Annotated in this window: 20 protein-coding genes; 10 read left to right on the forward strand and 10 right to left on the reverse strand. The window is 71.7% G+C overall.

What is annotated here, in order from left to right:
- Positions 1-14 precede the first annotated feature (14 nt).
- Entirely contained in the window at positions 15-1,034 is a 1,020-nt protein-coding gene (locus ACIBLA_RS15710; protein WP_363242327.1) for an amino acid ABC transporter permease, read from the forward strand.
- Entirely contained in the window at positions 1,031-1,864 is an 834-nt protein-coding gene (locus ACIBLA_RS15715) for an amino acid ABC transporter ATP-binding protein (RefSeq protein WP_363242326.1), read from the forward strand. The genes ACIBLA_RS15710 and ACIBLA_RS15715 overlap by 4 nt, the downstream gene beginning before the upstream one ends.
- Positions 1,865-1,897: 33 nt before the next feature.
- Here ACIBLA_RS15715 and ACIBLA_RS15720 read toward each other — a convergent pair whose 3' ends face one another.
- Complete coding sequence (locus ACIBLA_RS15720) at positions 1,898-3,334, reverse strand: PucR family transcriptional regulator ligand-binding domain-containing protein (RefSeq protein WP_399198899.1); 1,437 nt, start codon at positions 3,332-3,334, stop codon at positions 1,898-1,900.
- A gap of 130 nt (positions 3,335-3,464) precedes the next feature.
- Here ACIBLA_RS15720 and ACIBLA_RS15725 point away from each other — a divergent pair, with 130 nt between their 5' ends.
- The 4 genes from ACIBLA_RS15725 (at position 3,465) to ACIBLA_RS15740 (ending at position 11,854) form a co-directional block, all read left to right on the forward strand.
- Positions 3,465-4,985: a sodium:solute symporter gene (locus tag ACIBLA_RS15725; protein ID WP_363242324.1), complete on the forward strand. Its 1,521-nt coding sequence runs from the start codon at positions 3,465-3,467 to the stop codon at positions 4,983-4,985.
- 91 nt (positions 4,986-5,076) lie between these two features.
- Positions 5,077-6,090, forward strand: coding sequence for an agmatinase (gene speB, locus ACIBLA_RS15730; RefSeq protein WP_399198900.1), 1,014 nt, complete (start codon positions 5,077-5,079; stop codon positions 6,088-6,090).
- Positions 6,087-7,778, forward strand: coding sequence for a thiamine pyrophosphate-binding protein (locus ACIBLA_RS15735; protein WP_399198902.1), 1,692 nt, complete (start codon positions 6,087-6,089; stop codon positions 7,776-7,778). The genes speB and ACIBLA_RS15735 overlap by 4 nt, the downstream gene beginning before the upstream one ends.
- Before the next feature lie 194 nt (positions 7,779-7,972).
- On the forward strand, positions 7,973-11,854 hold the full coding sequence (locus ACIBLA_RS15740) for an ABC transporter ATP-binding protein (protein WP_399198903.1): 3,882 nt from the start codon (positions 7,973-7,975) through the stop codon (positions 11,852-11,854).
- Positions 11,855-11,878: 24 nt separating this feature from the next.
- Here ACIBLA_RS15740 and ACIBLA_RS15745 read toward each other — a convergent pair whose 3' ends face one another.
- Complete coding sequence (locus tag ACIBLA_RS15745; protein ID WP_399198904.1) at positions 11,879-12,988, reverse strand: hypothetical protein; 1,110 nt, start codon at positions 12,986-12,988, stop codon at positions 11,879-11,881.
- On the reverse strand, positions 12,981-13,979 hold the full coding sequence (locus tag ACIBLA_RS15750; RefSeq protein WP_363242319.1) for an LLM class flavin-dependent oxidoreductase: 999 nt from the start codon (positions 13,977-13,979) through the stop codon (positions 12,981-12,983). The genes ACIBLA_RS15745 and ACIBLA_RS15750 overlap by 8 nt, the downstream gene beginning before the upstream one ends.
- A 124-nt stretch (positions 13,980-14,103) precedes the next feature.
- On the opposite strand from ACIBLA_RS15750, the gene ACIBLA_RS15755 reads away from it, so the two are divergent.
- Together ACIBLA_RS15755 and ACIBLA_RS15760 are read left to right on the forward strand one after the other, a co-directional pair.
- The gene (locus ACIBLA_RS15755) at positions 14,104-14,376 is read left to right on the forward strand and encodes a helix-turn-helix transcriptional regulator (protein ID WP_031231541.1); all 273 of its coding nucleotides are present in this window, start codon (positions 14,104-14,106) and stop codon (positions 14,374-14,376) included.
- Entirely contained in the window at positions 14,373-14,843 is a 471-nt protein-coding gene (locus ACIBLA_RS15760; RefSeq protein ID WP_399198905.1) for a hypothetical protein, read from the forward strand. The genes ACIBLA_RS15755 and ACIBLA_RS15760 overlap by 4 nt, the downstream gene beginning before the upstream one ends.
- 85 nt (positions 14,844-14,928) lie before the next feature.
- Here ACIBLA_RS15760 and ACIBLA_RS15765 read toward each other — a convergent pair whose 3' ends face one another.
- Both ACIBLA_RS15765 and ACIBLA_RS15770 read right to left on the reverse strand, forming a co-directional pair.
- A complete protein-coding gene (locus tag ACIBLA_RS15765; protein WP_363242317.1) occupies positions 14,929-15,108 on the reverse strand; it encodes an LxmA leader domain family RiPP in 180 nt (59 codons plus the stop codon).
- A 43-nt stretch (positions 15,109-15,151) separates the two neighbouring features.
- Positions 15,152-15,331 (reverse strand): LxmA leader domain family RiPP, encoded by a 180-nt coding sequence (locus ACIBLA_RS15770; RefSeq protein ID WP_363242316.1) that lies wholly within the window; start codon positions 15,329-15,331, stop codon positions 15,152-15,154.
- Between the two features lie 195 nt (positions 15,332-15,526).
- Here ACIBLA_RS15770 and ACIBLA_RS15775 point away from each other — a divergent pair, with 195 nt between their 5' ends.
- Entirely contained in the window at positions 15,527-16,867 is a 1,341-nt protein-coding gene (locus ACIBLA_RS15775; protein WP_363242315.1) for a pitrilysin family protein, read from the forward strand.
- On the forward strand, positions 16,864-18,180 hold the full coding sequence (locus ACIBLA_RS15780) for a M16 family metallopeptidase (protein WP_399198906.1): 1,317 nt from the start codon (positions 16,864-16,866) through the stop codon (positions 18,178-18,180). Before ACIBLA_RS15775 ends, ACIBLA_RS15780 begins: the two co-directional genes overlap by 4 nt.
- Before the next feature lie 360 nt (positions 18,181-18,540).
- On the opposite strand, the gene ACIBLA_RS15785 is transcribed toward ACIBLA_RS15780, so the two are convergent.
- The 5 genes from ACIBLA_RS15785 to ACIBLA_RS15805 all read right to left on the reverse strand — a co-directional run bounded on the left by ACIBLA_RS15785 (position 18,541) and on the right by ACIBLA_RS15805 (position 24,300).
- Complete coding sequence (locus ACIBLA_RS15785) at positions 18,541-19,821, reverse strand: ABC transporter permease (RefSeq protein WP_399198907.1); 1,281 nt, start codon at positions 19,819-19,821, stop codon at positions 18,541-18,543.
- Entirely contained in the window at positions 19,818-20,825 is a 1,008-nt protein-coding gene (locus ACIBLA_RS15790) for an ABC transporter ATP-binding protein (protein WP_399198908.1), read from the reverse strand. The genes ACIBLA_RS15785 and ACIBLA_RS15790 overlap by 4 nt, the downstream gene beginning before the upstream one ends.
- A gap of 90 nt (positions 20,826-20,915) precedes the next feature.
- The gene (locus tag ACIBLA_RS15795; RefSeq protein ID WP_399198909.1) at positions 20,916-21,728 is read right to left on the reverse strand and encodes a class I SAM-dependent methyltransferase; all 813 of its coding nucleotides are present in this window, start codon (positions 21,726-21,728) and stop codon (positions 20,916-20,918) included.
- Positions 21,725-22,345: a flavoprotein gene (locus ACIBLA_RS15800; protein WP_363242310.1), complete on the reverse strand. Its 621-nt coding sequence runs from the start codon at positions 22,343-22,345 to the stop codon at positions 21,725-21,727. The genes ACIBLA_RS15795 and ACIBLA_RS15800 overlap by 4 nt, the downstream gene beginning before the upstream one ends.
- A 50-nt stretch (positions 22,346-22,395) precedes the next feature.
- Positions 22,396-24,300: an ABC transporter ATP-binding protein gene (locus ACIBLA_RS15805; protein ID WP_399198910.1), complete on the reverse strand. Its 1,905-nt coding sequence runs from the start codon at positions 24,298-24,300 to the stop codon at positions 22,396-22,398.
- Positions 24,301-24,333 lie beyond the last annotated feature (33 nt).

Genomic DNA, 24,333 nt, shown 5'->3' on the forward strand with positions numbered 1-24,333 from the left:
GAGGTGAGCCGACCATGGCCACCGCACACTCCCCCACCTCCACCACCCCCAGGAAAGCCGCCACGGACGATGCCGGTGGCGCCGCCGGGCCGGGAACGGTACCCGTCGTCGATGTGGCCGGGGCCGCCCACGTACGGCATCCGATGCGCTGGCTGTCGGTCCTGGCCCTCGTGGTCCTCGGCGCCCAGCTCGGCCACTTCCTGGTGACCAACAGCAACTTCGAATGGGCCACCGTAGGCAGCTACTTCGGTGCGCAGGCCATCGGGCAGGGCATCGCCACGACCATCGAACTGACCGTCATCGCCATGCTCATCGGCATCGTCGGCGGCGTACTCGTCGCGGTCGGCCGGATGTCGGAGAACCGTGTGCTGAGCGTCGTCTGCGGCGCGTACGTCTGGTTCTTCCGGGGGATCCCGGTCCTGGTCCAACTCGTGTTCTGGTACAACCTGTCGGCGCTGCTGCCCCGGATCTCCTTCGGGGTGCCGTTCGGCCCCGAGTTCGTCAGCGGCCAGACGAACTCGCTCATCACCCCGCTGCTCGCCGCCATCCTCGGCCTCGGGCTCAACGAAGCCGCCTACATGGCCGAGATCGTGCGCGGCGGACTGCTGGGCGTCGACCCGGGGCAGACGGAGGCCGCCGCCGCGCTCGGCATGGGCAAGACTCGGATACTGCGGCGCGTGGTGCTGCCGCAGGCGATGCGGTTCATCGTGCCGCCCACCGGCAGCCAGGTGATCAACATGATGAAGGCCACCTCGCTGGTGAGCGTCATCGCCCTGGCGGATCTGCTCTACACCGTGCAGTCGATCTACAACCGCACCTTCGAGACCATCCCGCTGCTGATCGTGGCCTGCCTCTGGTACCTGGTCATGACGAGCGTGCTCTACGTCGGCCAGTCGTTCATCGAGCGGTACTACGCACGCGGTGCGACCCGCCAGGCCCAGCAGGGCTTCTGGGACTTCGCGCTCTTCCGGCGACGCACCGCGGCGGCCACGTCGCCCACCTCGCCTGCCGCCGAGAAGGAGGAAACCCCATGACCAAGGACATCTTGACCGAGGACACCTTGGCGAAGGCCCCGCGGGGAGCTGCCTCGGTCGATCCCGTCGCGCCGCCCCTGGTGGTCGCCCACGGCGTGCACAAGCGGTTCGGGCACCTGGAAGTGCTGCGCGGTATCGACCTCGACGTGCGCGCGGGCGAGGTCGTCGTCCTCATGGGCCCGTCCGGGTCGGGCAAGTCGACCTTCCTGCGGTGCATCAACCATCTGGAGCAGATCGACGCGGGCTCCATCCATGTCGGCGGCCGGCTGATCGGCCACCGCACGTCCGGCTCCCGCGTCCACCATCTGCGCCCCCGCGAGGTGACCCGGCAGCGCCGTGACATCGGCATGGTGTTCCAGCACTTCAATCTCTTTCCGCACCAGACCGTCCTCGGCAATGTCATGGAGGCACCGGTCGGGGTGCTCCGGGTGCCGAAGGCCGAGGCGCGGAAGACAGCACTCGCGCTGCTGGAGCGCGTGGGCCTGTCGGACAAGGCCGACGCCTACCCGAGACAGCTGTCCGGCGGCCAGCAGCAGCGCGTCGCCATCGCCCGCGCCCTGGCGATGCGGCCGAAGCTGATGCTCTTCGACGAGCCGACCAGCGCCCTGGACCCGGAACTCGTCGGTGAGGTACTCGCGACGATGCGGGACCTGGCCCGCGACGGCCTCACCATGATCGTGGTGACCCACGAGGTCGGGTTCGCCAAGGAGGTCGCGGACCGGGTGGTCTTCATGGACGGTGGCTGCGTGCTGGAGAGCGGTACCCCCGAGGACGTACTCGACCGGCCGTCCAACCCCCGTACCCGCGCCTTCCTCGGACGTTTCCTCTGACGGCCGGGACGGTGCGATCTCCGCAGGCACCGCTCACAGCCAGCGCAGCGCGAACCACAGCTCCATCCGTACGTCCGCCTCGTCCAGGTCCGCCTCCAGGAGCGTCGCGCAGCGGGTGATGCGCTGGCGCACCGTGTTGCGGTGGACCGTCAGGGCCACCGCCGTACGGTCCCAACTGCCGTGCAGCGACAGCCAGGTGCGCAGGGTCTCGGTCAGCGCGGGGGAGTCGGCGATCGGGGCCAGGCGGGAACGGGCGTGCGCCGCGGCCTCCTTGGGAGGTACGAGCGCGGTGAGGGCGTCGGGGCCGGGTTCCCGGTGCTGTACGAGTTCGGCGCGGGTGGCCTCCGCGCGGCGCAGCGCGCGCCGCGCCTGGGCGTCGGCCCCGGGCAGCGCGGCGGGGCCGGCGGGCGCGCTCACCCCGAGCGTCCAGCCGGGCTGGGCGGTGACCGGGCGGTCGGTGAGGACGCGGACGGTGGCGCCGTCCGACTCGGCCAGCGCGCTGCCGAGCGCCGCCGCCAGCGCCGACGGGGCGAAGGGTGTGTCACCGCCGTGCGCGTGCACCACGGTCCAGGGACCGGGGCCGAGCAGCGGCGCCGCGTCGGCGGGCGTGGCGCCCAGCAGCAGCCGTACGAGCGCCGCCGAACGCGCCGCCTCCGCCGCGCCCTGGTGCGGCGCCGTGAGCAGCGACAGCAGGACGACGGCCATGCCCGTGACGGTGTGGTCCCCGGCCTCCCGGCTGCCTGCCGCGACGCCGAGGACGAGACCCTGGCCGCCGCCCAGCGCGTACGCGGCCAGTGGCGCGCCACCGGCCGTGTCCGTGGCGGTCCCGTGCGGCGGGGCCACCACGCGCGCCAGCCGGGCCAGGGCCGTACGGGATCCCGGCGCCGGGTCCCGGCCCGTGGCATGCAGCTCCGCGCCGTCGGGGGCGAACAGCACCGCCCGGCCCCCGAGCCGTACCGCGAGCTGGCGCAGCACCGCCGGGACCGGGTCCGGGCGGGCGGCGGCCGAGGCGAGGCCCTGCTGGGCCTCGGTGACCCGGCGCAGTTCCCGGTGGCGGGCCTCGGCCATCAGCCGCCACACTCCGCGCGCCACGGTGGTGAAGGGGGTGCGCCGGGGGATCTCCAACAGAGGCAGCCGGTACCGGTCGCAGGCCTCGACCAGGCCGGCCGGGACCGTGTCGTACACCGGCGCGACCCCGAAACCGAGCGCCGTGGCGCCCGCCTCGACGACCCTTCTCACATAGGTGTCGGTGTGCGCGTCCGTGAGCTGCACGCCCGCCGTCAACAGCAGCTCACCGCCGAGCAGATACGGGTACGGGTCGGCCATCTCCGAGGTGTGCACCCAGTGGACGGCGACGCCTTTCGCGGCAGCGTCCGGCAGACCCGCGACCAGGCGCAGGCCGAGCGCACCGTCCGCGAGCAGCGCGGCCAGCGGGACGGGCGGGGTGGGCGGAGCGGAAGGTTCCGGCATGGATGGTCCATCCACAGGCGGTGGGAAGAATGGATGAAACGTACACTTCAGCGTTGCTTTCCGGCCACCTACCGTCGACTCGCACACCACCGGACCCCCGGTACCCCGGAGTCGATCAGGAGGAAGCCCCATGGCTGTGGACTACGCGGTGATCGTCGTCTATCTCGTCGGCATGCTCGCCATGGGCTGGTGGGGCATGCGCCGCGCCAGGTCCAAGAGCGAGTTCCTGGTGGCGGGCCGCCGGCTCGGCCCCTGGATGTACTCGGGCACGATGGCCGCCATCGTCCTCGGCGGCGCCTCCACCATCGGCGGCGTCGGCCTCGGCTACCAGTACGGACTCTCCGGCGCCTGGCTGGTCTTCACCATCGGTATCGGACTGCTGGCCCTGTCGGTGTTCTTCTCCGCGCGGATCTCCCGGCTGAAGGTCTACACCGTCTCCGAGATGCTCGACCTTCGGTACGGAGGGCGCGCCGGCATCATCTCCGGGCTGGTCATGTGGGCCTACACCCTGATGCTCGCGGTCACCTCGACCATCGCGTACGCCACGATCTTCGATGTCCTCTTCGACCTGCACCGCACCGTCGCGATCATGCTGGGCGGCGCGATCGTGGTCGCGTACTCGACGCTCGGCGGCATGTGGTCGATCACGCTCACCGACATGGTGCAGTTCGTCGTCAAGACGATCGGCGTGCTGCTGCTCCTGCTGCCCATCGCGGTCGTCAAGGCGGGCGGCTTCAGCGAGATGAAGGCGACGCTTCCCACGGAGTACTTCGACCCACTGGGCATCGGCGGCGAGACGATCTTCACGTACGTGCTGATCTACACCTTCGGCATGCTCATCGGACAGGACATCTGGCAGCGGGTGTTCACCGCGCGCAGCGACAGCACCGCCCGCTGGGGCGGCACCGTCGCCGGTACCTACTGTCTCCTCTACGCGATAGCCGGAGCCGTCATCGGCACCGCCGCCAAGGTTCTCTACCCGAAGCTGCCGAGCCCCGACGACGCGTTCGCCACCATCGTCAAGGACGAACTCCCGCCCGGCGTAAGGGGACTGGTGCTGGCCGCCGCGCTCGCCGCCGTGATGTCGACGTCGTCGGGCGCCCTGATCGCCTGCGCCACCGTCGCCAACAACGACATCTGGGCGCGGCTGAGGAGCCTGGTCGGACAGCGGGACGGGCGGCCGGAGGCGGTGGGCGAGCGGGACGAGGTGAAGGACAACCGCGCCTTCATCCTGGTCATGGGACTCGCCGTCATCGGCATCGCGATCGCGCTCAACGACGTCGTCGGGGCACTGACCGTCGCGTACAACCTGCTCGTCGGCGGTCTGCTCGTGCCCATCCTCGGCGGCCTCCTGTGGAAGCGCGGCACGGTACAGGGCGCGCTCGCCGCGATGATCGTGGGCGGCCTTTCGGTGGTCGGCCTGATGATGTCGTACGGCATCCTGGCCAACGAGCCCGTCTACTACGGGCTGCTCTCCTCGCTGGTGGTCTACCTCGTCGTCAGCCTGGCGACGAAGCCGACCGACGCGGCCGTGCTGGCCGTGTGGCGCCGCCGCCTCGCGGGGGAGAGCGGGGGCGGGATCGCAGAGTCCGGGGCCGAGGACGGGGACGGTCCCCGGGAGCCGTCCGTGCCCGCCGGAAGCACGGGCTGATCCGCGTACACCCCGGACCACCGGCAGCGGGACTGTCGGTGCGGCAGGTCATGCTGGACACGAACACGCACCACGAAAGGGCTCGACGAGCATGAGCAGCGCAGCAGGACACCAAGGCCCCGGCCCCGCAGCGGGCGCGGGCCCGGAAGGCGGCCCGCGCGGGCCCGTCGACTCCTCCCGCGTGCCCCGGTACGCGGGACCCGCCACCTTCGCCCGGCTGCCCGGGCTGGACGAGGTCGGGGCCGCCGATGTCGCCGTGGTCGGGGTCCCCTTCGACAGCGGGGTGTCCTACCGGCCCGGCGCCCGCTTCGGCGGCAACGCGATCCGCGAGGCGTCCCGCCTGCTGCGCCCGTACAACCCCGCCCAGGACGCGTCGCCGTTCGCGCTCGCGCAGATCGCCGACGCCGGTGACATCGCCGCCAACCCCTTCAACATCAACGAGGCCGTCGACACGATCGAGGCGGCGGCCGACGACCTGCTCGGCACCGGCGCCCGCCTGATGACCCTCGGCGGCGACCACACGATCGCGCTTCCCCTCCTCCGCTCGGTCGCCAAGAGGCACGGCCCGGTCGCGCTGCTCCACTTCGACGCGCACCTGGACACCTGGGACACGTACTTCGGCGCCGAGTACACCCACGGCACCCCGTTCCGCCGCGCCGTCGAAGAAGGCATCCTCGACACCGAGGCGCTGTCGCACGTCGGCACACGCGGGCCGCTCTACGGCAAGAAGGACCTGGACGACGACCACCGGATGGGCTTCGGCATCGTCACCTCCGCCGACGTCATGCGGCGCGGCGTCGACGAGGTCGCCGACCAGCTGCGGCAGCGCATCGGGGACCGCCCGCTGTACATCTCGATCGACATCGACGTGCTCGACCCGGCCCACGCGCCCGGCACCGGCACCCCCGAGGCCGGCGGGCTCACCTCGCGCGAACTCCTCGAAATCCTCCGGGGACTGGCCCCCTGCCACCTAGTCTCCGCCGACGTGGTCGAGGTCGCCCCGGCGTACGACCACGCGGAGATCACCTCCATCGCCGCCTCCCACACGGCGTACGAGCTGACCACGATCATGTCCCGCCAGATCGCTGAGGACCGCGCGAAGTGACTCACGACCACCACCACGAGATCCCCCGCTACACCCCCGAGCAGACCGCACAGGCCCTGAACCCGCCCGCCGGGCGGAGCGGCGGCGACCTCGTCGTCGAGACGCTGCACGGCCTCGGCGCCACCACCGTCTTCGGTCTGCCCGGCCAGCACGCGCTGGCCATGTTCGACGCGCTGCGCCGCTCCGACCTGGAGTACATCGGGCTGCGCGTGGAGAACAACGCCGGATTCGCCGCCGACGCCTACGGCCGCGTCACCGGCGAGGTCGCGCCCCTGCTGCTCTCCACCGGGCCGGGCGCGCTGACCTCGCTCGCCGCGCTCCAGGAGGCGGCGGCGGCGTCCTCGCCGGTGCTCGCGATCTCCAGCCAGATCCCGTCGGCGGGCCTCGGCGGCGGCCGGCACGGCTATCTCCACGAACTGCGCGACCAGCAGGCCTCGTTCCGCGACATCGTCAAGTCCGTCCACGTCGTCCGGGCGCCCTCCCAGATCCCGTCCGCGATCGCGGCGGCGTGGGAGTCCGCGCTCACCGCACCGCACGGACCCGTCTGGGTCGAGATCCCGCAGGACGTCCTCCTCAAGGAGACGACGCTGCCACTCGTCACCGCCGTCGACGCCACCCCGCGCGAGCTGCTGCCGCGCCCCGAGCTGGTCGCCGTGGCGGCGCACGCCCTGTCGCACGCCGAGCGGCCCGTGATCATCGCGGGCGGCGGAGTCGTACGGGCGGACGCCGCCGGCAAGCTGCGGGCCCTCGCCGAGAAGCTGGCCGCGCCCGTCGTCACCACCTTCGGTGGCAAGGGCGCGTTCCCCTGGGAGCACCCGCTGTCGCTCCAGTCCTGGCTGGAGGACCGGCACACCACCGACTTCCTGGAGGACGCCGACGTCGTCCTGGTCGTCGGCTCCGGACTCGGCGAACTGTCCTCCAACTACTACACGTTCCGCCCGCGCGGCCGGGTGATCCAGATCGAGGCCGACCTCGGCAAGCTGGAGTCCAACCTTCCGGCTCTCGGCATCCACGCCGACGCGCGCGAGGCGCTGTCCGCGCTCCTGGAGTCCGTCACCGAACGCGCCGAGCCCGCCGCCGGCTCCGCGCGCGACGCGGTCCGTACGGTCCTGGCGAACGTACGGGCGCGGATCGGCGCCCAGGACCTGGAGCTGGAGCAGGCGGTGCTCGCCTCCGTACGAGCCGCGCTGCCCGCCACCGCGCCCAGCTTCTGGGACATGACGATCCTCGCCTACTGGGCCTGGTCCGCCTGGCCCGGACCGATGCACTCCGGCCAGGGCGCCGGCGGCCTCGGCTACGGCTTCCCGGCCGCCCTGGGAGCGGCGGCGGCCGACCGTACGAAGCCCGTCCTCGCGGTCTCCGGCGACGGCGGCGCGATGTACTCGATCGCCGAGCTGGCCACCGCCCGGCAGTACGACCTGCCCGTCACCTGGCTGATCGTGGACGACGGCGGGTACGGCATCCTGCGCGAGTACATGACGGACGCCTTCGGCGAGACCACCGGCACCGAGCTGGCCCGCCCGGACTTCGTGGCGCTCGCCGAGTCCTTCGGGGTGCCCGCGGTGCGTACGAGCCCCGAGGCGCTGCGCGAGGACCTGTCGAAGGCGCTGGCGGCCCCCGGACCGTCGGTGGTGGTGCTCCCGGCGCTCCTGAAGCTGTTCGCCCCCACGCACCTGCCCGCGGGGTAGCCGCCGGGCCCCTGCCTGTCCGGCGGCCGATCGGTCATCAGTCCTAGTACCTCCGACGAGCGCGTACGACCGGGGACGGGTATTTGTTGCTGCGGGATGAATTCCGCACGTGGGCGCGTTGATGCCTTCCGGCAGGGGGTCCACGGGGGAGGCCCGCGTACCGACAAGCGGCAGGGCAACGGAGGGCGGAGACAGTGGCGGCGGAGCGAACAGATCCCGAGCGCGAGCGGGCGGGCGGGAGCGTAACGGACCGGAAGGACGCCGGCTGGGCCCGGCGGCTCGTCGGGTACGCCTGGCGCTACCGGCGCAACGTCATCCTCGCTCTGGGCTCGTCCCTCGCCGGCATGGCCGTCATGGCCCTCGTCCCGCTGATCACCAAGGTCGTCATCGACGACGTCATAGGCAGCGGCACCCGCTCCATCGCCGTCTGGACCGGCCTCCTGATAGCCGCGGCCGTGGTCATCTACGTCATGACGTACATCCGCCGCTACTACGGCGGACGCCTCGCCCTCGACGTCCAGCACGACCTCCGTACGGAGATGTACGGCACCATCGCCGGACTCGACGGCCGCCGCCAGGACGAGCTGTCCACCGGCCAGGTCATCGGCCGCGCCACCAGCGACCTCCAGCTCATCCAGGGCCTGCTCTTCATGCTGCCGATGACCATCGGCAACGTCCTGCTCTTCCTCATCTCCCTCGTGATCATGGCGTGGCTTTCGCTGCCCCTGACCCTCGTCGCCCTCGCCGTCGCCCCCGCCCTCTGGTTCATCGCCCGGCGCAGCCGCACCCGGCTGCACCCCGCCACCTGGTACGCCCAGTCGCAGGCCGCGACCGTCGCGGGCGTGGTCGACGGATCCGTCTCCGGCGTACGCGTCGTCAAGGGCTTCGGCCAGGAGGACCAGGAGACCGGCAAGCTGCGGGCCGCCGGCCGCAAACTGTTCGCGGCCCGGCTGCGTACGATCAAGCTCAACTCCCGCTACACACCCGCCCTCCAGGCCGTACCGGCCCTCGGGCAGGTCGCGATGCTCGCGTTCGGCGGCTGGCTCGCCACCCGCGGTCAGATCACCCTCGGCACGTTCGTCGCCTTCTCCACCTACCTCGCGCAGCTCATCGGCCCCGTCCGGATGCTCGCCATGGTCCTGACCGTCGGCCAGCAGGCCCGCGCGGGCGTCGAGCGGGTCCTGGAACTCATCGACACCGAACCGTCCATCCGGAACGGCACGAAGGACCTGCCCGCCGACGCCGAGGCGTCCGTCGAGTTCGACGACGTGACCTTCTCGTACGCGGACGGCCGCACCGTCCTGGACGGCTTCTCGCTGGAGATCCGCCCCGGCGAGACCGTCGCCGTCGTCGGCTCCTCCGGCAGCGGCAAATCCACCGTGTCGATGCTCCTGCCGCGCTTCTACGACGTGACGCACGGCGCCGTGCTCGTCGGCGGCCACGACGTACGCGAACTGACCCTCGACTCCCTGCGCGCCGCCATCGGGCTCGTACCGGAAGACAGCTTCCTCTTCTCCGACACCGTCCGCGCCAACATCGCCTACGGCAAACCCGACGCCACCGACGAGGAGATCGAACGCGCCGTCCGCGCCGCCCAGGCCGACCGCTTCATCGCCGAACTGCCCGCCGGATACGACACCACCGTCGGCGAACAGGGCCTGACCCTCTCCGGCGGCCAGCGCCAGCGCATCGCCCTGGCCCGCGCCATCCTCACCGACCCCCGCCTGCTGCTCCTGGACGACGCCACCTCCGCCGTCGACGCCCGCGTCGAGCACGAGATCCACGAGGCGCTGCGCTCGGTCATGGCGGGCCGTACGACGCTGCTCATCGCCCACCGCCGCTCCACACTCGGCCTCGCCGACCGCATCGCCGTCCTCGACGACGGACGGCTCGCCGACATCGGCACCCACGACGAACTCCAGGAACGGTCCGCCCTCTACCGAAGGCTGCTCACCGACCCCGACGAACTGGGCGGCGTCTCTCCGGGCCACGTCCCGGCCCTCGTCGGCGACGCGTCCGCGCAGGACGACCGCACCGTCCAGGAGGAGATCGACGCCGAGTTCGACGCCGAACGCGGCATCACCCCCGCCCTGTGGGAACGCGAGGAGGCGCCCGCCGAGGAGTCCGCCGCTCCCGGTGCGACACCCGAACTCCTCGCGCAGGTCGAGGCGTTGCCACCGGCCACCGACGTCCCGTCGATCGACGAGGCCCGCGCCGTCGCCTCCGAGTCGTCGTACGGACTGCGCCGACTGCTGGGCGGCTTCGGACTGCCCCTGGCGGCCAGCCTCGCCCTGGTGGCCGTCGACGCCGGTATGGGCCTGCTGCTGCCGGTCCTGATCAGGCACGGCATCGACGAAGGCGTGGAACAGCTCGCGCTCGGCGCGGTGTGGGCGGCGTCCCTGCTGGGGCTGGTCGTCGTGCTCGTCCAGTGGGCGGCCCAGATCGGCGAGACGCGGATGACCGGGCGCACCGGCGAACGCGTCCTGTACTCACTGCGCCTGAAGATCTTCGCGCAGCTCCAGCGCCTCGGACTCGACTACTACGAGCGCGAGTTGACCGGCCGCATCATGACCCGGATGACGACCGACGTGGACGCGCTGTCGACGTTCCTCCAGACCGGGCTCGTCACGGCCTTCGTCTCCGTCGTCACCTTCTTCGGCATCCTCGTCGTGCTGCTCGTCATCGACGTGGAGCTGGCGCTGGTGGTCTTCGCGACGCTCCCCGTGCTGATCGTCGGCACCGTCTTCTTCCGGCGCAAGAGCGTCCAGGCGTACGAGCTGGCGCGCGAGCGCATCAGCGTCGTCAACGCCGACCTCCAGGAGTCGGTCTCCGGGCTGCGCATCGTCCAGGCCTTCGGGCGCGAGAAGGACGGCGCGGAGCGGTTCGCGGGCCGAAGCGACCACTACCGGCAGGCGCGGGTACGCGGCCAGTGGCTGATCTCCGTCTACTTCCCGTTCGTCCAGCTGCTGTCGTCGGTGGCCGCTGCCGCCGTGCTGATCGTCGGCGCGGGCCGGGTGGAGTCGGGGACGCTGACGACCGGCGCGCTCGTCGCGTACCTCCTCTACATCGAGCTGTTCTTCGCCCCTGTGCAGCAGCTGTCGCAGGTCTTCGACGGCTACCAGCAGGCCACGGTCTCGCTGGGGCGCATCCAGGAGCTGCTGCGCGAGCCGACCTCTACAGAGGCGGCGCGGAAGCCGGTCGACGTGCCGTCGCTGCGGGGCGAGATCGCCTTCGAGGACGTGCACTTCGCGTACGGCAACCTGGAGGGCGGCCTGGCCGAGGGCGGCGGCGCCGGCGACCCGGACGAGGCCGTCGTCCTGCGGAAGGCCCCGGTCCAGGAGGAGACCGCCCTCATGGGCGTCAACCTCCGTATACCTGCCGGTCAGACGGTCGCGTTCGTCGGCGAGACGGGCGCGGGCAAGTCCACGCTCGTCAAGCTCGTCGCCCGCTTCTACGACCCGACGTCCGGGCGTGTCACGGCGGACGGCACCGACCTGCGCGACCTGGACATGACGGCGTACCGGCACCGGCTCGGCGTCGTACCGCAGGAGGCGTACCTCTTCGCCGGTACGGTGCGCGACGCCATCGCCTACGGGCGGCCGGGGGCCACCGACGCAGAGGTGGAGGCGGCGGCCCGCGCGGTCGGCGCGCACGAGATGATCGCCACGCTGGACGGCGGCTATCTGCACGAGGTCGCCGAGCGGGGCCGTAACCTCTCCGCCGGTCAGCGGCAGTTGATCGCCCTGGCCCGTGCCGAACTGGTCGACCCGGACGTCCTGTTGCTGGACGAGGCGACCGCCGCGCTCGACCTCGCGACCGAGGCGCTGGTCAACCAGGCGACGGACCGGCTGTCGGGGCGGCGGACGACGCTGGTCGTCGCGCACCGGTTGACGACGGCGGCCCGCGCGGACCGGGTGGTCGTGCTGGACCACGGCCGGGTGGTGGAGGACGGCACGCACGGGGAACTGCTCGCGCTGGACGGCTCGTACGCGGGGCTGTGGCGCAGCTTCATCGGCGAGGCGGAGCCGCCCGCGCCGGAGGACGAGGAGGAGACCGCTACCGTCGCGGGGGCGTGACGGCGGCGACGTGACGGGGTGCGCTCACCACTGGACGGTGGGCGCGCCCTCCGCGTCAAGCGTCTCCGCCAGCAGGTCCGCGTAGTGGGCCAGGTCCTCGTGCCAGCCGACGAAGGACGCGAAGTCCCGCATGTGGATGGCGAGTCGGAGGGTGGCGGCGCGGGCGGTGCCCGGCGGCAGCGCGGCGGCCACCTCCGTAGGAGGAGCGGTGTCGCCGTCCTCCTTACGGAGGTAGCCGGAGAGCAGGGCGCGGGCGGCGGCCGGATAGTCCACCGGCGGGCCCTGACCGGCGGCGCCGAGACCGCGCGTGGCGGCGGAGCGCAGTTCGTGCAGTTCGCCGAGGATCCAGCCGAGGTCGAGCGCCGGGGCGCCGCCGGTGACCTCTTCGCCGGTGAGCAGGGCGCTGTGGTCACCGGCAGGGGAGGGGACCAGCCAGCCGGTGCTCGGCGCGCCGTGCAGCAGGACCGCTCCTCCCCTGCCGGGTGGTTCCTGGGCGGCCTCGGCCCAGTCGGCCAGCCGGGTCCACAGGCGGGGGCCGAGCCGGTCGTAGGCCAGGGCGCGCAGCCGGGCGGCGTCCGGGGCGCTCTCCTCTCCGGAGCCGGAGCCGGAGCCCGCCCCGGAGCCCGCCCCGGAGCCGGCCCCGGAGAGCCAGGCCCGGAGCCGCCGTACGCCGTGGTGCGGCGGCGCGGGCTCCGCGAACTCCCACGGCACGTCGTGCAGTTGCCGCAGCGTCCGGCCCGCATCCGCCAACGCCCGTACGGAGAGCCCGTAGGCGGTGTCGACACCCGAGGGCAGCAGCCGCGCGACCGAGACGGCGCCGGGCACGCGATACAGCACACCGCCCTCCCCGCGCGCCGCGTCCCACTCACCGAGGGCGAGCCAGGCGCCGGAGCCCGTGCCGCGGACGACGGCGTCCACCCGGCGCAGCGCCACGCCGGCCGCAGGCGAGGGAGGCGCCTGCGGCCGGTCGTGGGCCGGCCCGGGGACGCGCAGCCAGCTGAATCGTTCGTCGCCGTGGTACCGCACGGTGATCCGCAGATACCGGGTGCCGTACTCGCGTACGATCACCGATCCGGCGCCCCCCGCGGGCCGTACCGCCACGGGGACCGCCGGGGCGTCCGCCCGGTCAGCCACGGCCGTCCCGCCGCCGGACCGCTTCGACGATCTCCCGCGCGTCCTTGAGCGCGGCGGCCTGACCCTCCGTGAAGAGGACTCCGCCGCAGTTGAGGATCACCTCGTCCACCCCGGCGTCCCGGTACTCGCCGAGCACGCCCGCGATGTGGTCCGCGGAGCCGTACACGTACGTCCCGCTGTCCACCAGGGAGACGGCACCGGCCTGCGGGTCGGCCGGGTCGGCCGCGACTCCGGCCCGGCGCAGCATGTCCGTGTAGTGGTCGGCGGACAGGTGCCCGGCGGCGGCGGTGTGCGCGAGGACGTACGGGTCCCGCTTCGGGCGGTCGACCGCGACATGGACGACGGTCGCGACCCGGCACCGGGCGTCCCGGCCCTTGGCGCCCTCGTCCAGGGCGGGTATCAGGGTCTCGGCGAGATAGCCGGGCGGCGTCATCCAGGTGATGGCGACATCGGCGACACCGCCCGCGGTACGCGCCATGTTGGGGCGCAGCACGCCCACCCCGACCTCCACGGGCGGGTGTTCCATCGGCATCAGACGTCCGCGCAGCGCGTGGTAGTCACCGGCGTGGTCGACGATCTCGCCGTCCAGCAGGGAGCGGACCGTACGCAGATACTCGGCGGCCATCGTGCGGGGGCTGTCGTACGGCCGCCCGTTCAGGCTCCGTACGAAGGCGGGCGCGCCGACGCCGTAACCGGCCACCACCGGGTGACCCGTCGTCAGGGCCAGCGAACGGGCCTGGAGGGCCGCCTCGTACGGGTGGCGCAGCGGCATCAGCGTCACGCTGGTGCCGACCGGGACGCGTACCCCGGCGCCGGCGAGATGCGCGAACACCTGGTGCGTCTCCACCTTGAGCGACTGGCCCATCCAGACGCGGCGTGCGTCGCCGTCGCGCACCAGCTCGGCGTAGGGACGGACGGTCTCGGTCGTGTCCGGCATGCTCGGTACGAGGATGCTCGGCAGCGTCGACCGGTCGGAGGCGTCGGTGGTCACGAGGCAGCACACCTTCCCTGGTAGCTGTGGCGGTTGTTCCGGCTGTGCGTTGCGCGGTGCCTGTTGCTGACTGTATCTGTTGTCATTCCTTGACGGAATGTTGTGTTTCCCTTACCTTCTCCGTATGAGCCCAGTGAGCCATCGCGAGGGATCGCCGATCTACAACCAGCTGAGAGTCCTGCGCGCCGAGCGCGGCCTCAGCAGGGTCGCGCTCGCCAACTCGGTGGAGGTCCACCCGCAGACGATCGGCGCGATCGAACGGGGTGACTACTTCCCGAGTCTCGATCTGGCGTTCCGGCTCAGCGACGTGTTCGGGCTTCCGGTCGAGGCGATCTTCAGTCGTAAGCCCTTCGTCCCGCTGTCCGCCCAGCTGTACAACAAGGAGGAACGCTCGTGACCCCGCAACCAGGTTCCGACGAAACGACGGCGGCGACCCGGAGCCCCCTGCGGCCCATGGCGATCGCACTCGGCGCGCTCAGCGCGGTGATGGTGGTGCTGTCACAGATCTCGGACGGCAACGCCTTCTCCGACTCCTGGTGGCTCGTGGCCTTCGTCCTCTGGCTGATGCTGTGGGGCGTGCTCCGCTCGATGACGCGCGGCCTCGGTGAACGGCCGGTGGCCGGACTCGACGAGCGCGAACAAGTCGTACGCAACCGGGTCGTGTTCATCGGATACCAGTGCGCGGTCGGCGCCGGCATGGCGGTCGTACTGGTCATGGTCGCCTTCCAGAACGAGCCCGATGTCATCGAGCGGATTCCCGCGCTGCTCACCACGCTGATGCTGACCTCCGCGGCGCTGCCGTCGATCCTCCTGGGGCTGTCCGGTATGGACGGCGAGGACAGCGAAAGCTTCCGGGACGAGTAGGACGGGTAAAACGGTGAGGCGGGTGCCCACCGATTGCGGCGGTGGGCACCCGCCCTGTTCGCGTCGTGCTAGGGGGTTACGCGGTTCAGCAGGAGTGGTCGAAGGTGTTGTCGATCGACACGGCCGAGATGGCGGACGCGGCGGAGATGCACGCGGCCGACGAGGTCGTGATGGTGGTGGTGGCAGCCGGGGCGTCGACCGCGGGGACGAGCTCGTCCGCGTCGGCGTAGCTGGCGTAACCGCTGATCAGGGACTGGGTGTTCATTGCGGCTCCTTGAGTGATGCGAACGGTTGGGACGAACGACGGTTCAGCAGGAGTGGTCGAAGGTGTTGTCGATCGACACCGCCGAGATGGCCGACGCGGCGGAGATGCACGCCTGCGACGAGGTCGTGATCGTGGTGGTGGCAGCCGGGGCGTCGACCGCGGGGACCAGCTCGTCGGCGTCGGCGTAGCTGGCGTAACCGCTGATCAGGGACTGGGTGTTCATGGCAACTCCCTTGGACGATAGCGAGAATGAACGGTGACCGGATCCGCAATTGGTGAATCACGTTCTCCGGCTGTGCCAGCACCATTCCGCTCCCGATGCCGAGCTGGCAATGGAGTTGACCGCTTTCGGACACTGGCCGCTTTCGGTCAACGAGCCCCGTTGAGGCGGTAGTTGACCCCGTCTATGCTCGCCGGGATGACCCGAAATCAACTGCGCCGCATGGTATTGGACAACGGCCTGCGGGTGCTCCTCGCACCTAATCCGACCGGCGCGTCAATCGGAGTCGCCGTCCACTACGGAGTGGGTTTCCGGACCGAGCCCAGCGGGCACACGGGCCTTGCCCATCTCTTCGAACATCTCATGGTCCAGGGCGGCCACGGGGCCCCACCCGGCGGATACCTGCCCGAGGTGCAGCGGGCCGGCGGCCTCGCGGATGCCAAAACCAGACAGGACCTGACGGTCTATTACGCCGCCGCCCCCGCATCCGCGTTGGAAATGCTGCTCGGTCTTGAAGCGGACCGAATGCGTTCACCGCGTATTTCCCGTCAAAATCTACGCACACAGACCGCGGTGATTGACGAAGAGATACGTCTCATGGTGCGCAATCGCCCCTATGGCGCTTTTCCCTGGGTACTGCCGCGTGCCCTGCACAGCCGTACCGAAAACGCACGGGACGGATACGGCGAGACCGTCGATCTTGCCGCCCTTGACATCCCGCTGTGCGAGCGTTTTTTTGTCGATCACTACGGTCCCGGAAATGCCCAGGTGACGCTGACCGGCGCGTTCGACCCGGCCGTGGCGGAACGCCTCGTACGCCGGCACTTCGGGTCCCTGCCGGGGCGTCCGGCGGTGGCCACGCCCGACGCCCCCGAGCCGGAACTCCGGGAGGACATCGAGCGGTTGGTCACAGACCCGCACGCCGGACTGCCCGCCGTGGCGGTCGGCTACCGGATGCCGGACCCCGTGACGGAGCGCGCCGACTACCTCGCGCATCTGGTCCTGGCGGCGCTGCTGGGACAGGGCAGACGCGCGTTGCTGCGCCAGGGGCCGGCGGCGTCGGCCGGGGTGGCGAGCCTGTCGGTGGGGTGCGGGCTGTTCGGGCTGCCGCTGGACACGAGGGGGCCCGATCTGCTGACCCTGTTCGCCGTGTACGGCGGCGGGGGAGGCGGCAGCGGGGGAGGCGGTGGTGGGGGAGACGGCGACGCCGGGCGGGTCACGGACGCGCTGGACGCCGTTCTGGCGACACTCGCCGAGAACGAGGTCGACGCCGGGCTGCTGCACGCCACCACCGCCCGTTGGGCGGCCGGCGCACTGCGCGAACTCGGCGATCCCAGCACGCGGGCCCAACTCCTCGGGCTGCGGGAAATGCTGTTCGGCGAGGCGGAGCTGACCGAGCGGCTGCCGGAGCTGATACGGACCGGGGTGACCGGTGAGCAGGTGAGCCGGGCCGCCGCCAGGCTGCGCGCCTCGCACCGGGCGGTCGTACGTTTCGTACCGCGTGCGACCGCGCCCCTTCAGAGGAAGGCTGCGGCATGAAGGACTCGCTCACGCACGGTGGCGCGCGGCTGCCGCTGCCCGACCTCGACGCGACCCTCCCCAACGGGCTCCGGGTGGTGCTCTGTTCGGCCCCCGTCGTCCCCCTCGTCGAGGTCCGGCTCACCGTCCCGTACGCCGCCACGGGACCGGGCGAGGTCGCGCTGCGCCAGCTCCTGGCCGGGATCCTGCTGCAAGGCACCACGCACCGCGACGCCGACGCCTTCGACACCGCCCTCGCCACGCACGGGGCGACGCTGAGCGCCGGGGCCGACGCCCGCAGGTTCACCGTCACCGGTCACACCCTCGCCGGCTCCCTGCCCGCCGTACTGGCCCTGCTGGCCGAGACGGTGCTGCGGCCCCGGCTGACGGAGGACGTCGTCGCCGCCGAACGGGCCCGGCTGGCACGCCGTATCGAGCTGTCCGGCCACCAGCCCGCGGCCGTCGCCCAGCAGGCGCTGCTGCGCCGGCGGTACGGCGACGAGGTCGCCGCCCGCTGGCAGCCGGCGCCCCGACTGGCCGCCGCCTGCACGCCGGAGGACCTGGCCGAGCTGCACGCGCGGCATCTGGGAGCCTCCGGTGCGGTGCTCGTCCTGGTCGGCGATCTGCGGCCGGACGACGCTCTCGCGGCGGTCACCGACGTGTTCGGGGCGTGGGCGGCCGGGCCGGCCGACGACGCACCCCAGCTGCCACCGTCGTTCCTGGGCGGGCCGCCCCTGTGGGTGGACCGGCCGGGCGCCGTGCAGAGCATGATCCGGCTGGCGGCCCCGGCGCTGCCGCGTACGGAACCGGGCCATCCCGCCCTGCATCTGGCCCAGTTGGTCTTCGGCGGGTCCTTCGCGTCCCGGCTGGTCGCACATCTGCGTGAGGAGAAGGGGTACGCGTACCAGCTCGGCTCCGGCATGGAGTCCGTACCGGGCGCGTCGACGCTGATGGTCGAGGCCGACACCGCCGCCGAGCACACGGTGGCGGCGCTCGGAGTGATCCGGGCGGAGCTGGAGCGGATGGCGGCCGAGCCGCCGTCGCCGGAGGAGGTCGACGCGGCCAGGAGCTACGCGATCGGGTCCCTCGCCACGGCGATGTCCTCCCCGGCCTCCCTCGCCTCCGGCCTGTCGAATCTGCTGCACATCGGGGTGGGGGCCGACTGGCTGCACGGGTGGGCGGCGTTGCTGGACGGGGTGACGTACGAGGCGGTCACTGAGGCGGCCCGCCGGTACTTCCGGCCCGCTGCCTTCACCGGCGTGGTCCTCGCCGACGAGTCGGCCATCGCGCCGCTGCGGCGGGACGGGACGTCGTCCCACGAACTCGCCTTCTGAGGCGCGTACGCGGGAGGGGCCGGCGTTTCCGGGTGGCCCCGGAAACGCCGGCCCCTCAGTCAGTGGTGCGGGCCGGGCAGGTGGTCAGCTCCGGCTCTTGCTGATCCCGGCGACGACGGCGACGAGGAGGGCGATTCCGACGGCGATCCACAGTGCGGTGCTCATGACGTACTCCCGTTGAGTGAGGTGAGGTTTGGGTGTGGGGGGTGATGGGGGGATCGAGAGGTGAGGGCGGACGGGGAATCGGGCCGGGCCGACGTCGTATCTCGGGGCGGCGGGTCCGGCGGGTGGACGAGACGGAGGGGTACGGACGGGACAGCGGGGTTCCAGTGGAGCGAGTGGTGTCCGGCGCAGCCGCAGCTAGCGCAGCCGCAGCGAGTCGGCCAGCGGGACTCTGGAGCCGCTGCGCAGCACGCTGTTGGCGTACATCCGCCCGGCGATCCGGGTCAGTCCCGCGAGCGCGGCCACCGCCAGCACCAGGGACACCGCCACCTGCCACGCCGGCGCGATCCCCAGCACCATGCGCGCCGGCATCAGGATCGGGCTGAGCGGCGGCAGAAGGGAGAGCCACTCGATCACGGGGTCGTGCGCGTTCTTGCTCAGCAGGGCTATGCCCAGCACGAACGGCGTGGTGATCAGCACCATCACCGGCTGCACCACCGCCTGAAGGTCCTCCTGCCGCGAGACGCGCGCGGCGGCGGCGGCCAGCATCGCGGCGAAGAGGAAGAAGCCGAGCAGGAACCAGACACCCACCGTCAGCAGTGTCCCGGCCACCGCCGTGGGCAGCGAGATGGCCCCGGTGCCCTCGGCGAGCACGACCGCGGCTCCGCCGAGCAGCACGAGTTGGGTCACGCCCACCACGGCCACACCGATCAGCTTGCCCGCGAGGAGCTGCCAGGGCCGGATGCTGGAGAGCAGCAGCTCCACGACGCGGCTGGTCTTCTCCTCCACGACGCCCTGCGCCAGCATGATCCCGTAGATGACGAAGAAGAAGTACAGCAGCCCGGTGGAGGAGAGGATCAGCGCGAACTGCTCGGCCGCGCTGTTCCCCGTCGGCTCCAGCGTTCTGGTCTCCAGGGCCGACGACGCCACGCGCTCCGCGAAGTCCACCGGGTCCACGCCCTCGCGCTCCAACTCCCGCGTGGTGCGCTCCTCCGTGACCGCGGCGTTCACGATGGCGAGCAGGTCTTCGTCCGTCTCGCGTTCCACCGTCATGGTGAGGTCGGCCGTGTCGCCGCTGATCACGGCGGAGACGTCACCGTCGCGCAGCAGCGTCTCGGCGCGGTCGCCGTCGACGGTGACGAACTCGAAGCCGAAGTCCGTCCCCCGGTCGGCGACGGCGGTGAGCATCGGGCGCAGCGCGGCGGTGTCCCGGTCGAGACCGACCTTGGTCGGCCCCTCCTTGGAGAAGAGGATGATCAGGGTGTAGACGCCGAGTGCGAGCGCCAGTCCCAGCGTGCTCAGTACGAAGGATTTCGTCCGCATCCGGCTGTTGATCTCGCGCTTGGCGACCAGGCCGACGGCCCGGCGGGCCGACAGCGCGCCCGGATCGGGGGCGGGGGCGCCACCGGGGGGCGGTGCGCCGCCGTCGTCACCTGCCACCAGCTGCGCGTCCGTATCTGCTTGTGCCGCTGTGCTCATCGCCCGCCGCCCTCGCCGTCGCCGTCCGCCGCGCCTGCTCCCGCTGCCGCTCCCGCTGCCGCTCCCGCTGCCGCTGTGGCCGTCTCTTCGCTCGCGACGGCCTCGTCTCTGGTCACCAGATCGCGGTACAGCTCGGTCAGCGGCGGCCGTTCCGATACGAAGGCGGACACCGGCCCCGTGGCCAGCGCCGCGTGCAACACCTGCTGGTCGTCGGCGCCCTTCGCCAGCCGGAGCCGGGTGCGGGTGCCCTCGCGGCTGACGACCTCCACGCCCGCCAGCCCCGCCGCCCAGTTCTCGCCCGCGTCGGGCGCGTCGACCAGCAGCCGGCGCTCGGCGCTCTCGCTCAGCTCCTGGACCGTGCCACAGGCGATGAGCCGCCCGCCGCTGACGATGCCGACCCGGTGGCAGACCCGCTCGACCAGGGCCAGTTGATGGCTGGAGAAGATGACGGGAACGCCTTCGGCGGCCCGTTCCGCGAGCACGTCACGCATCACGTCCACCGCCACCGGGTCGAGGCCGGAGAACGGCTCGTCCAGCACCAGCGCCTTCGGCTCGTGGACCAGCGCGGCGGCGAGCTGGACGCGCTGCTGATTGCCGAGGCTGAGGTTCTGGACCTCCTCGGAGGCGTACGACGAGACCTCAAGCCGCTCGATCCACCGGTCGGCTGCGGCATGTGCGGCGGCGCGCGACATGCCGTGCAACTCGCCCAGGTACCTGAGGTGTTCGGCCACCTTCATCCGCGGGTACAGGCCGCGCTCCTCGGGCATGTAGCCGAACATTCTGCGGGCCGCGAAGTCGACGGGGCGGCCCAGCCAGCGGACCTCTCCGGCGTCGGGGGTGAGGACGCCGAGGATGATCCGCATCGTGGTGGTCTTGCCCGCCCCGTTGCTTCCCACGAAGCCGAACAGCTCACCGGCGCGGATGCCGAAGGTCATGTCGTCGACGGCTCGGCGCTTGCCGTAGCTCTTCCGTACGCGGTCGACCTCCAGCGCTGCCGCAGCCATGTGCCGCACCTTCCGATGGTGATGACGATGATGACAGTGATGTGTTAACTCGTCGAAGTATTGCGTTAACACATCACTTCGTCAAGGAAGTCATGCGTCTTGACGCTCCACCACCACGATGTGCTTCTCCGTCAGCTCCGACAGCGCGCTCCGGTCCCAGCCGGCCCAGCGGCCGGTGACCCGCAGCCCCGCGAGCCTGGCCATCACGTCGAACTCGGCGGGCCACGCGTACCGGCTCACCTCGGGCACCTTCCGCAGCCCGCCCGGACTCAGGATCGTGTGGACGACCAGCGCGGACTGGAGCCGGCGGTTCACCTGGACCGTGTCCAGCAGCAGTGCGTCCGGGGCCAGATGACCGACCTGTGTCGTCGCCTCGGAGAGACGGTGGTAGTTCTGCGGGTTGTACGTCTCGAAGACCGCGACCCCGCCGTCGGCGAGCGCGTCGTGGATGCCGTGCAGACAGCTGATCTGCAACTCCTGCGTGGGCAGCATGAAGAACGTGTTGAGGGCGGTGAGGACCACGTCGTACCGCTCCTCCACCACCAGCTCGCTGAAGTCGGCGACCGAGCTGGTGATGGCGCCCGTGGGGTCGTTCTCGTGGAGCTTCGCCAGCATCGCGGGGGAGGCGTCCACGCCGTGCACGCGGTAGCCGTGCTTCGCCAGCGGGATGGCCAACCGGCCGGTACCGACGCCCAGTTCGAGCAGTGAGGCGGGTGCCGGGCACAGCTCGTCCAGGAACGTGACCATGGAGTCGATGGCCGGGCCCGAGGTGGGGTAGAGCGAGTCGTAGACGTCGGCCAGCGCCTCGCCGTACGCACTGCTGCCGTTGTCCTGAGGTGCCTTCGCGCCGTTGGCGGAGCCGTTCGTACGGTTCTCGGTCTGCCGGGGTGCTTCGGTGGTCATGCTCTCTCCCTCTGTTTCTCCTGCTTCGCCTGCTTCTCCTGCGCTACTGCCAGCTCCGCCCGCAACCGGTCTGCCGCGGCCAGCACGTCGGGGAACGACGCGGGTGCCCACGCCTCGCGCCGGCCACTGGTCGTACTGCGGCCGGGATGAGGCGGGACGACCACCACGTTGTGGCGTCCGGCGAGCTTCGCCGAGTGCTCCGCGTACGCCGCGCTCTGCGCGCCACCGGGCGGCAGCGCGGGTGCCAGCGCGATCGCGGCCTCCGTGCACTGGAGCGCCAGGACCGACGGCGAGTCACCGAGCCCGAGTGCCAGCCGGGCCAGGTAGTTGAGCGTCGCGGGCAGGACCAGCACGGCGTCCGGCCACTGGGCGAGATCCACATGGCGGGCGCGCGGTTCGGGCTCCTCGGGCCAGCGGTCCTCCAGCACGTCGCAGCCGCCGATGGCGGCCAGCGCCTCGCGGGTGACGAACCGGGTGGCCGCGCCCGTCAGGACGTAACGCACCTCAACGGCGGGCTGCGCCGCCTTCAGCCAGCTCGCCCAGAACGGCAGGTGGGCGGCGGTCACCGACCCCGTACCGATGACCAACAGCCGTCGTACGCCCACGGGTTCGGGCATCCCGGCTCCGGCTTCGGCTCCGGCTTTCGCTCCGGCCGTGGCTTCGGCGGTCACCGGGTCGCCGCTCCCGCCTCCGAACCCGCCACGGGCGCGGGTTCGGAAGCGGGGGCGGGCTCCGGCGCGGGCGCCGGGTCCGTGGGGGGAGCAGAGGCCGCAGGGGGCGCGGGGGCCGCCGGTGTCGCGGCCTCCGGAACGGCCGTGGCCCGCTCCCTGGTGCCGCGCAGCGTCTGGCCGTGCACCAGCTCCTGGTAGAGCCCGGAGCGCGTCAGCAACTCCTCGTGCGTACCCCGGTCGACGATGTGCCCCTCGTCCACGACCACGATCAGGTCGGCGTCCTGCACGGTGGAGATGCGGTGCGCGACCGCGATCACCGCACGCTCGGCGGCGAGTTCACGCATCAGCGCCCGCAGCCGCTCCTCGTTCTCGCTGTCGAGCTGGGACGTCGGCTCGTCGAACAGCACGACGCGGGTGTCCCGCAGCAGTACACGGGCCGCCGCCAGCCGTTGCCGCTGACCGCCCGACAGGTCCTCGGCGCGGCCCAGTTCGGTGTCCAGACCGTCCGGCAGCGCCTCCACGGCCGCCCGCAGTCCGAGCGCGTCCAGCGCCTGCCACAGCTCCGCCTCCGGCACGTCGCCGACCCGGCCGAGCTGGAGGTTCTGCCGCACCGTGCCCTCGACGAGGGTGAAGCTCTGGTCGACATAGCTGATCTCGCCGCGCAGTTGCCGCAGCGGCCACTCCTCGACCGGGGAACCGCACAGCGAGATCCGGCCCGAGTCCGGCAGCAGGAAGCGTTCGGTGAGGCCGAGGAGCGTCGTCTTGCCGGCTCCGGAAGGGCCGACGATGGCGGTCAGTCCGCGCGCGGGCGCCGCGAAGGACGCCTCGTGGATGATCGTGCGATCGCCGTCCACGTACGTGACCTGGTCGAACTCCACGGCCGGCGCGGTGAGGGAGGGCTCGACCGCGGCGGTGGCCCCGGACTCCTCCGACGGGATCATGAGCACGCTGTTGAGCCGGCCACGCGCCGCCAGACCCGTCTGCATCCGGGCGAAGCCCGAGACGAACAGCGTGAGCGGCGCCACCAGTTGGAGCAGATAGACGATGAAGGCCGCGAACTCACCGATGTTCAGATCCCCGGAGGCGAGCCGGGCCCCGCTGACGACCATCACCGCGACGATCGAGAGCTGCTGGCCGAACTGCATCGTGGGACTGACCAGCGCGCTCACACGCGCGACGGACACGGCTGCCTTGCGTGCGTCGTCGACGCTGTGCCCGAGCGAGGACGCCACCTGACGCTCCGCCAGGAACGCCTTGACCGTCGGCAGCGACAGCACCGCCGCCGTCATCTGCTGGGACATCGAGCCGATGGCGTTCTGCTGCCTCTCGACCCCGCTGCGGATCCCCCGGACGCAGGCGAAGATACCGAGACCGGCGACGGTGAAGGTGACCAGTACGACCAGCAGCAGGACCCAGTCCAGCAGACCCATGGCGATCAGCGTGCCGACGGACAGGAACAGGGACGACGGGATCTGCGCCACACCGACGTCCACCACCGAGCGCAGCTGCGAGCTGTCGGAGCTGGCGCGGGCGACCAGATTGCCGGCTCCCTCGCGCCGTACGCGCCGCAGCGGCAGGGTCAGGATGTGCGCGGCGATCCGGAACCGCGCCTCGGAGACCAGGGCCTCACCGGCGCGGGCCAGCAGGAAGGAGCCGATCGCCGACGCGAGACCGGCACCGAGCGCCAGACCGGCCATCAGGAGCATCGGGCGGATCGGCCGCTCGTCCTGGCCCAGGGCCACCACCAGGTCGCGGACCTGGAGGGGGAGCATGAGCGTGGCGACGGCGGAGAGCATGCTCATCACCACCGCACCGGCGACGGCGGTCTTCCGGCCCTCCAGGAGCTGGGCGAAGACGCGCAGTTCGTCGGTGCCGGCCGGACGTGGTTCTTCCTTGGCCATGGTGGTGGTTCTCCTCCAGCTTGCGGTTACATC

Source organism: Streptomyces sp. NPDC050433 (genome assembly GCF_044458565.1).
Taxonomy (GTDB): domain Bacteria; phylum Actinomycetota; class Actinomycetes; order Streptomycetales; family Streptomycetaceae; genus Streptomyces.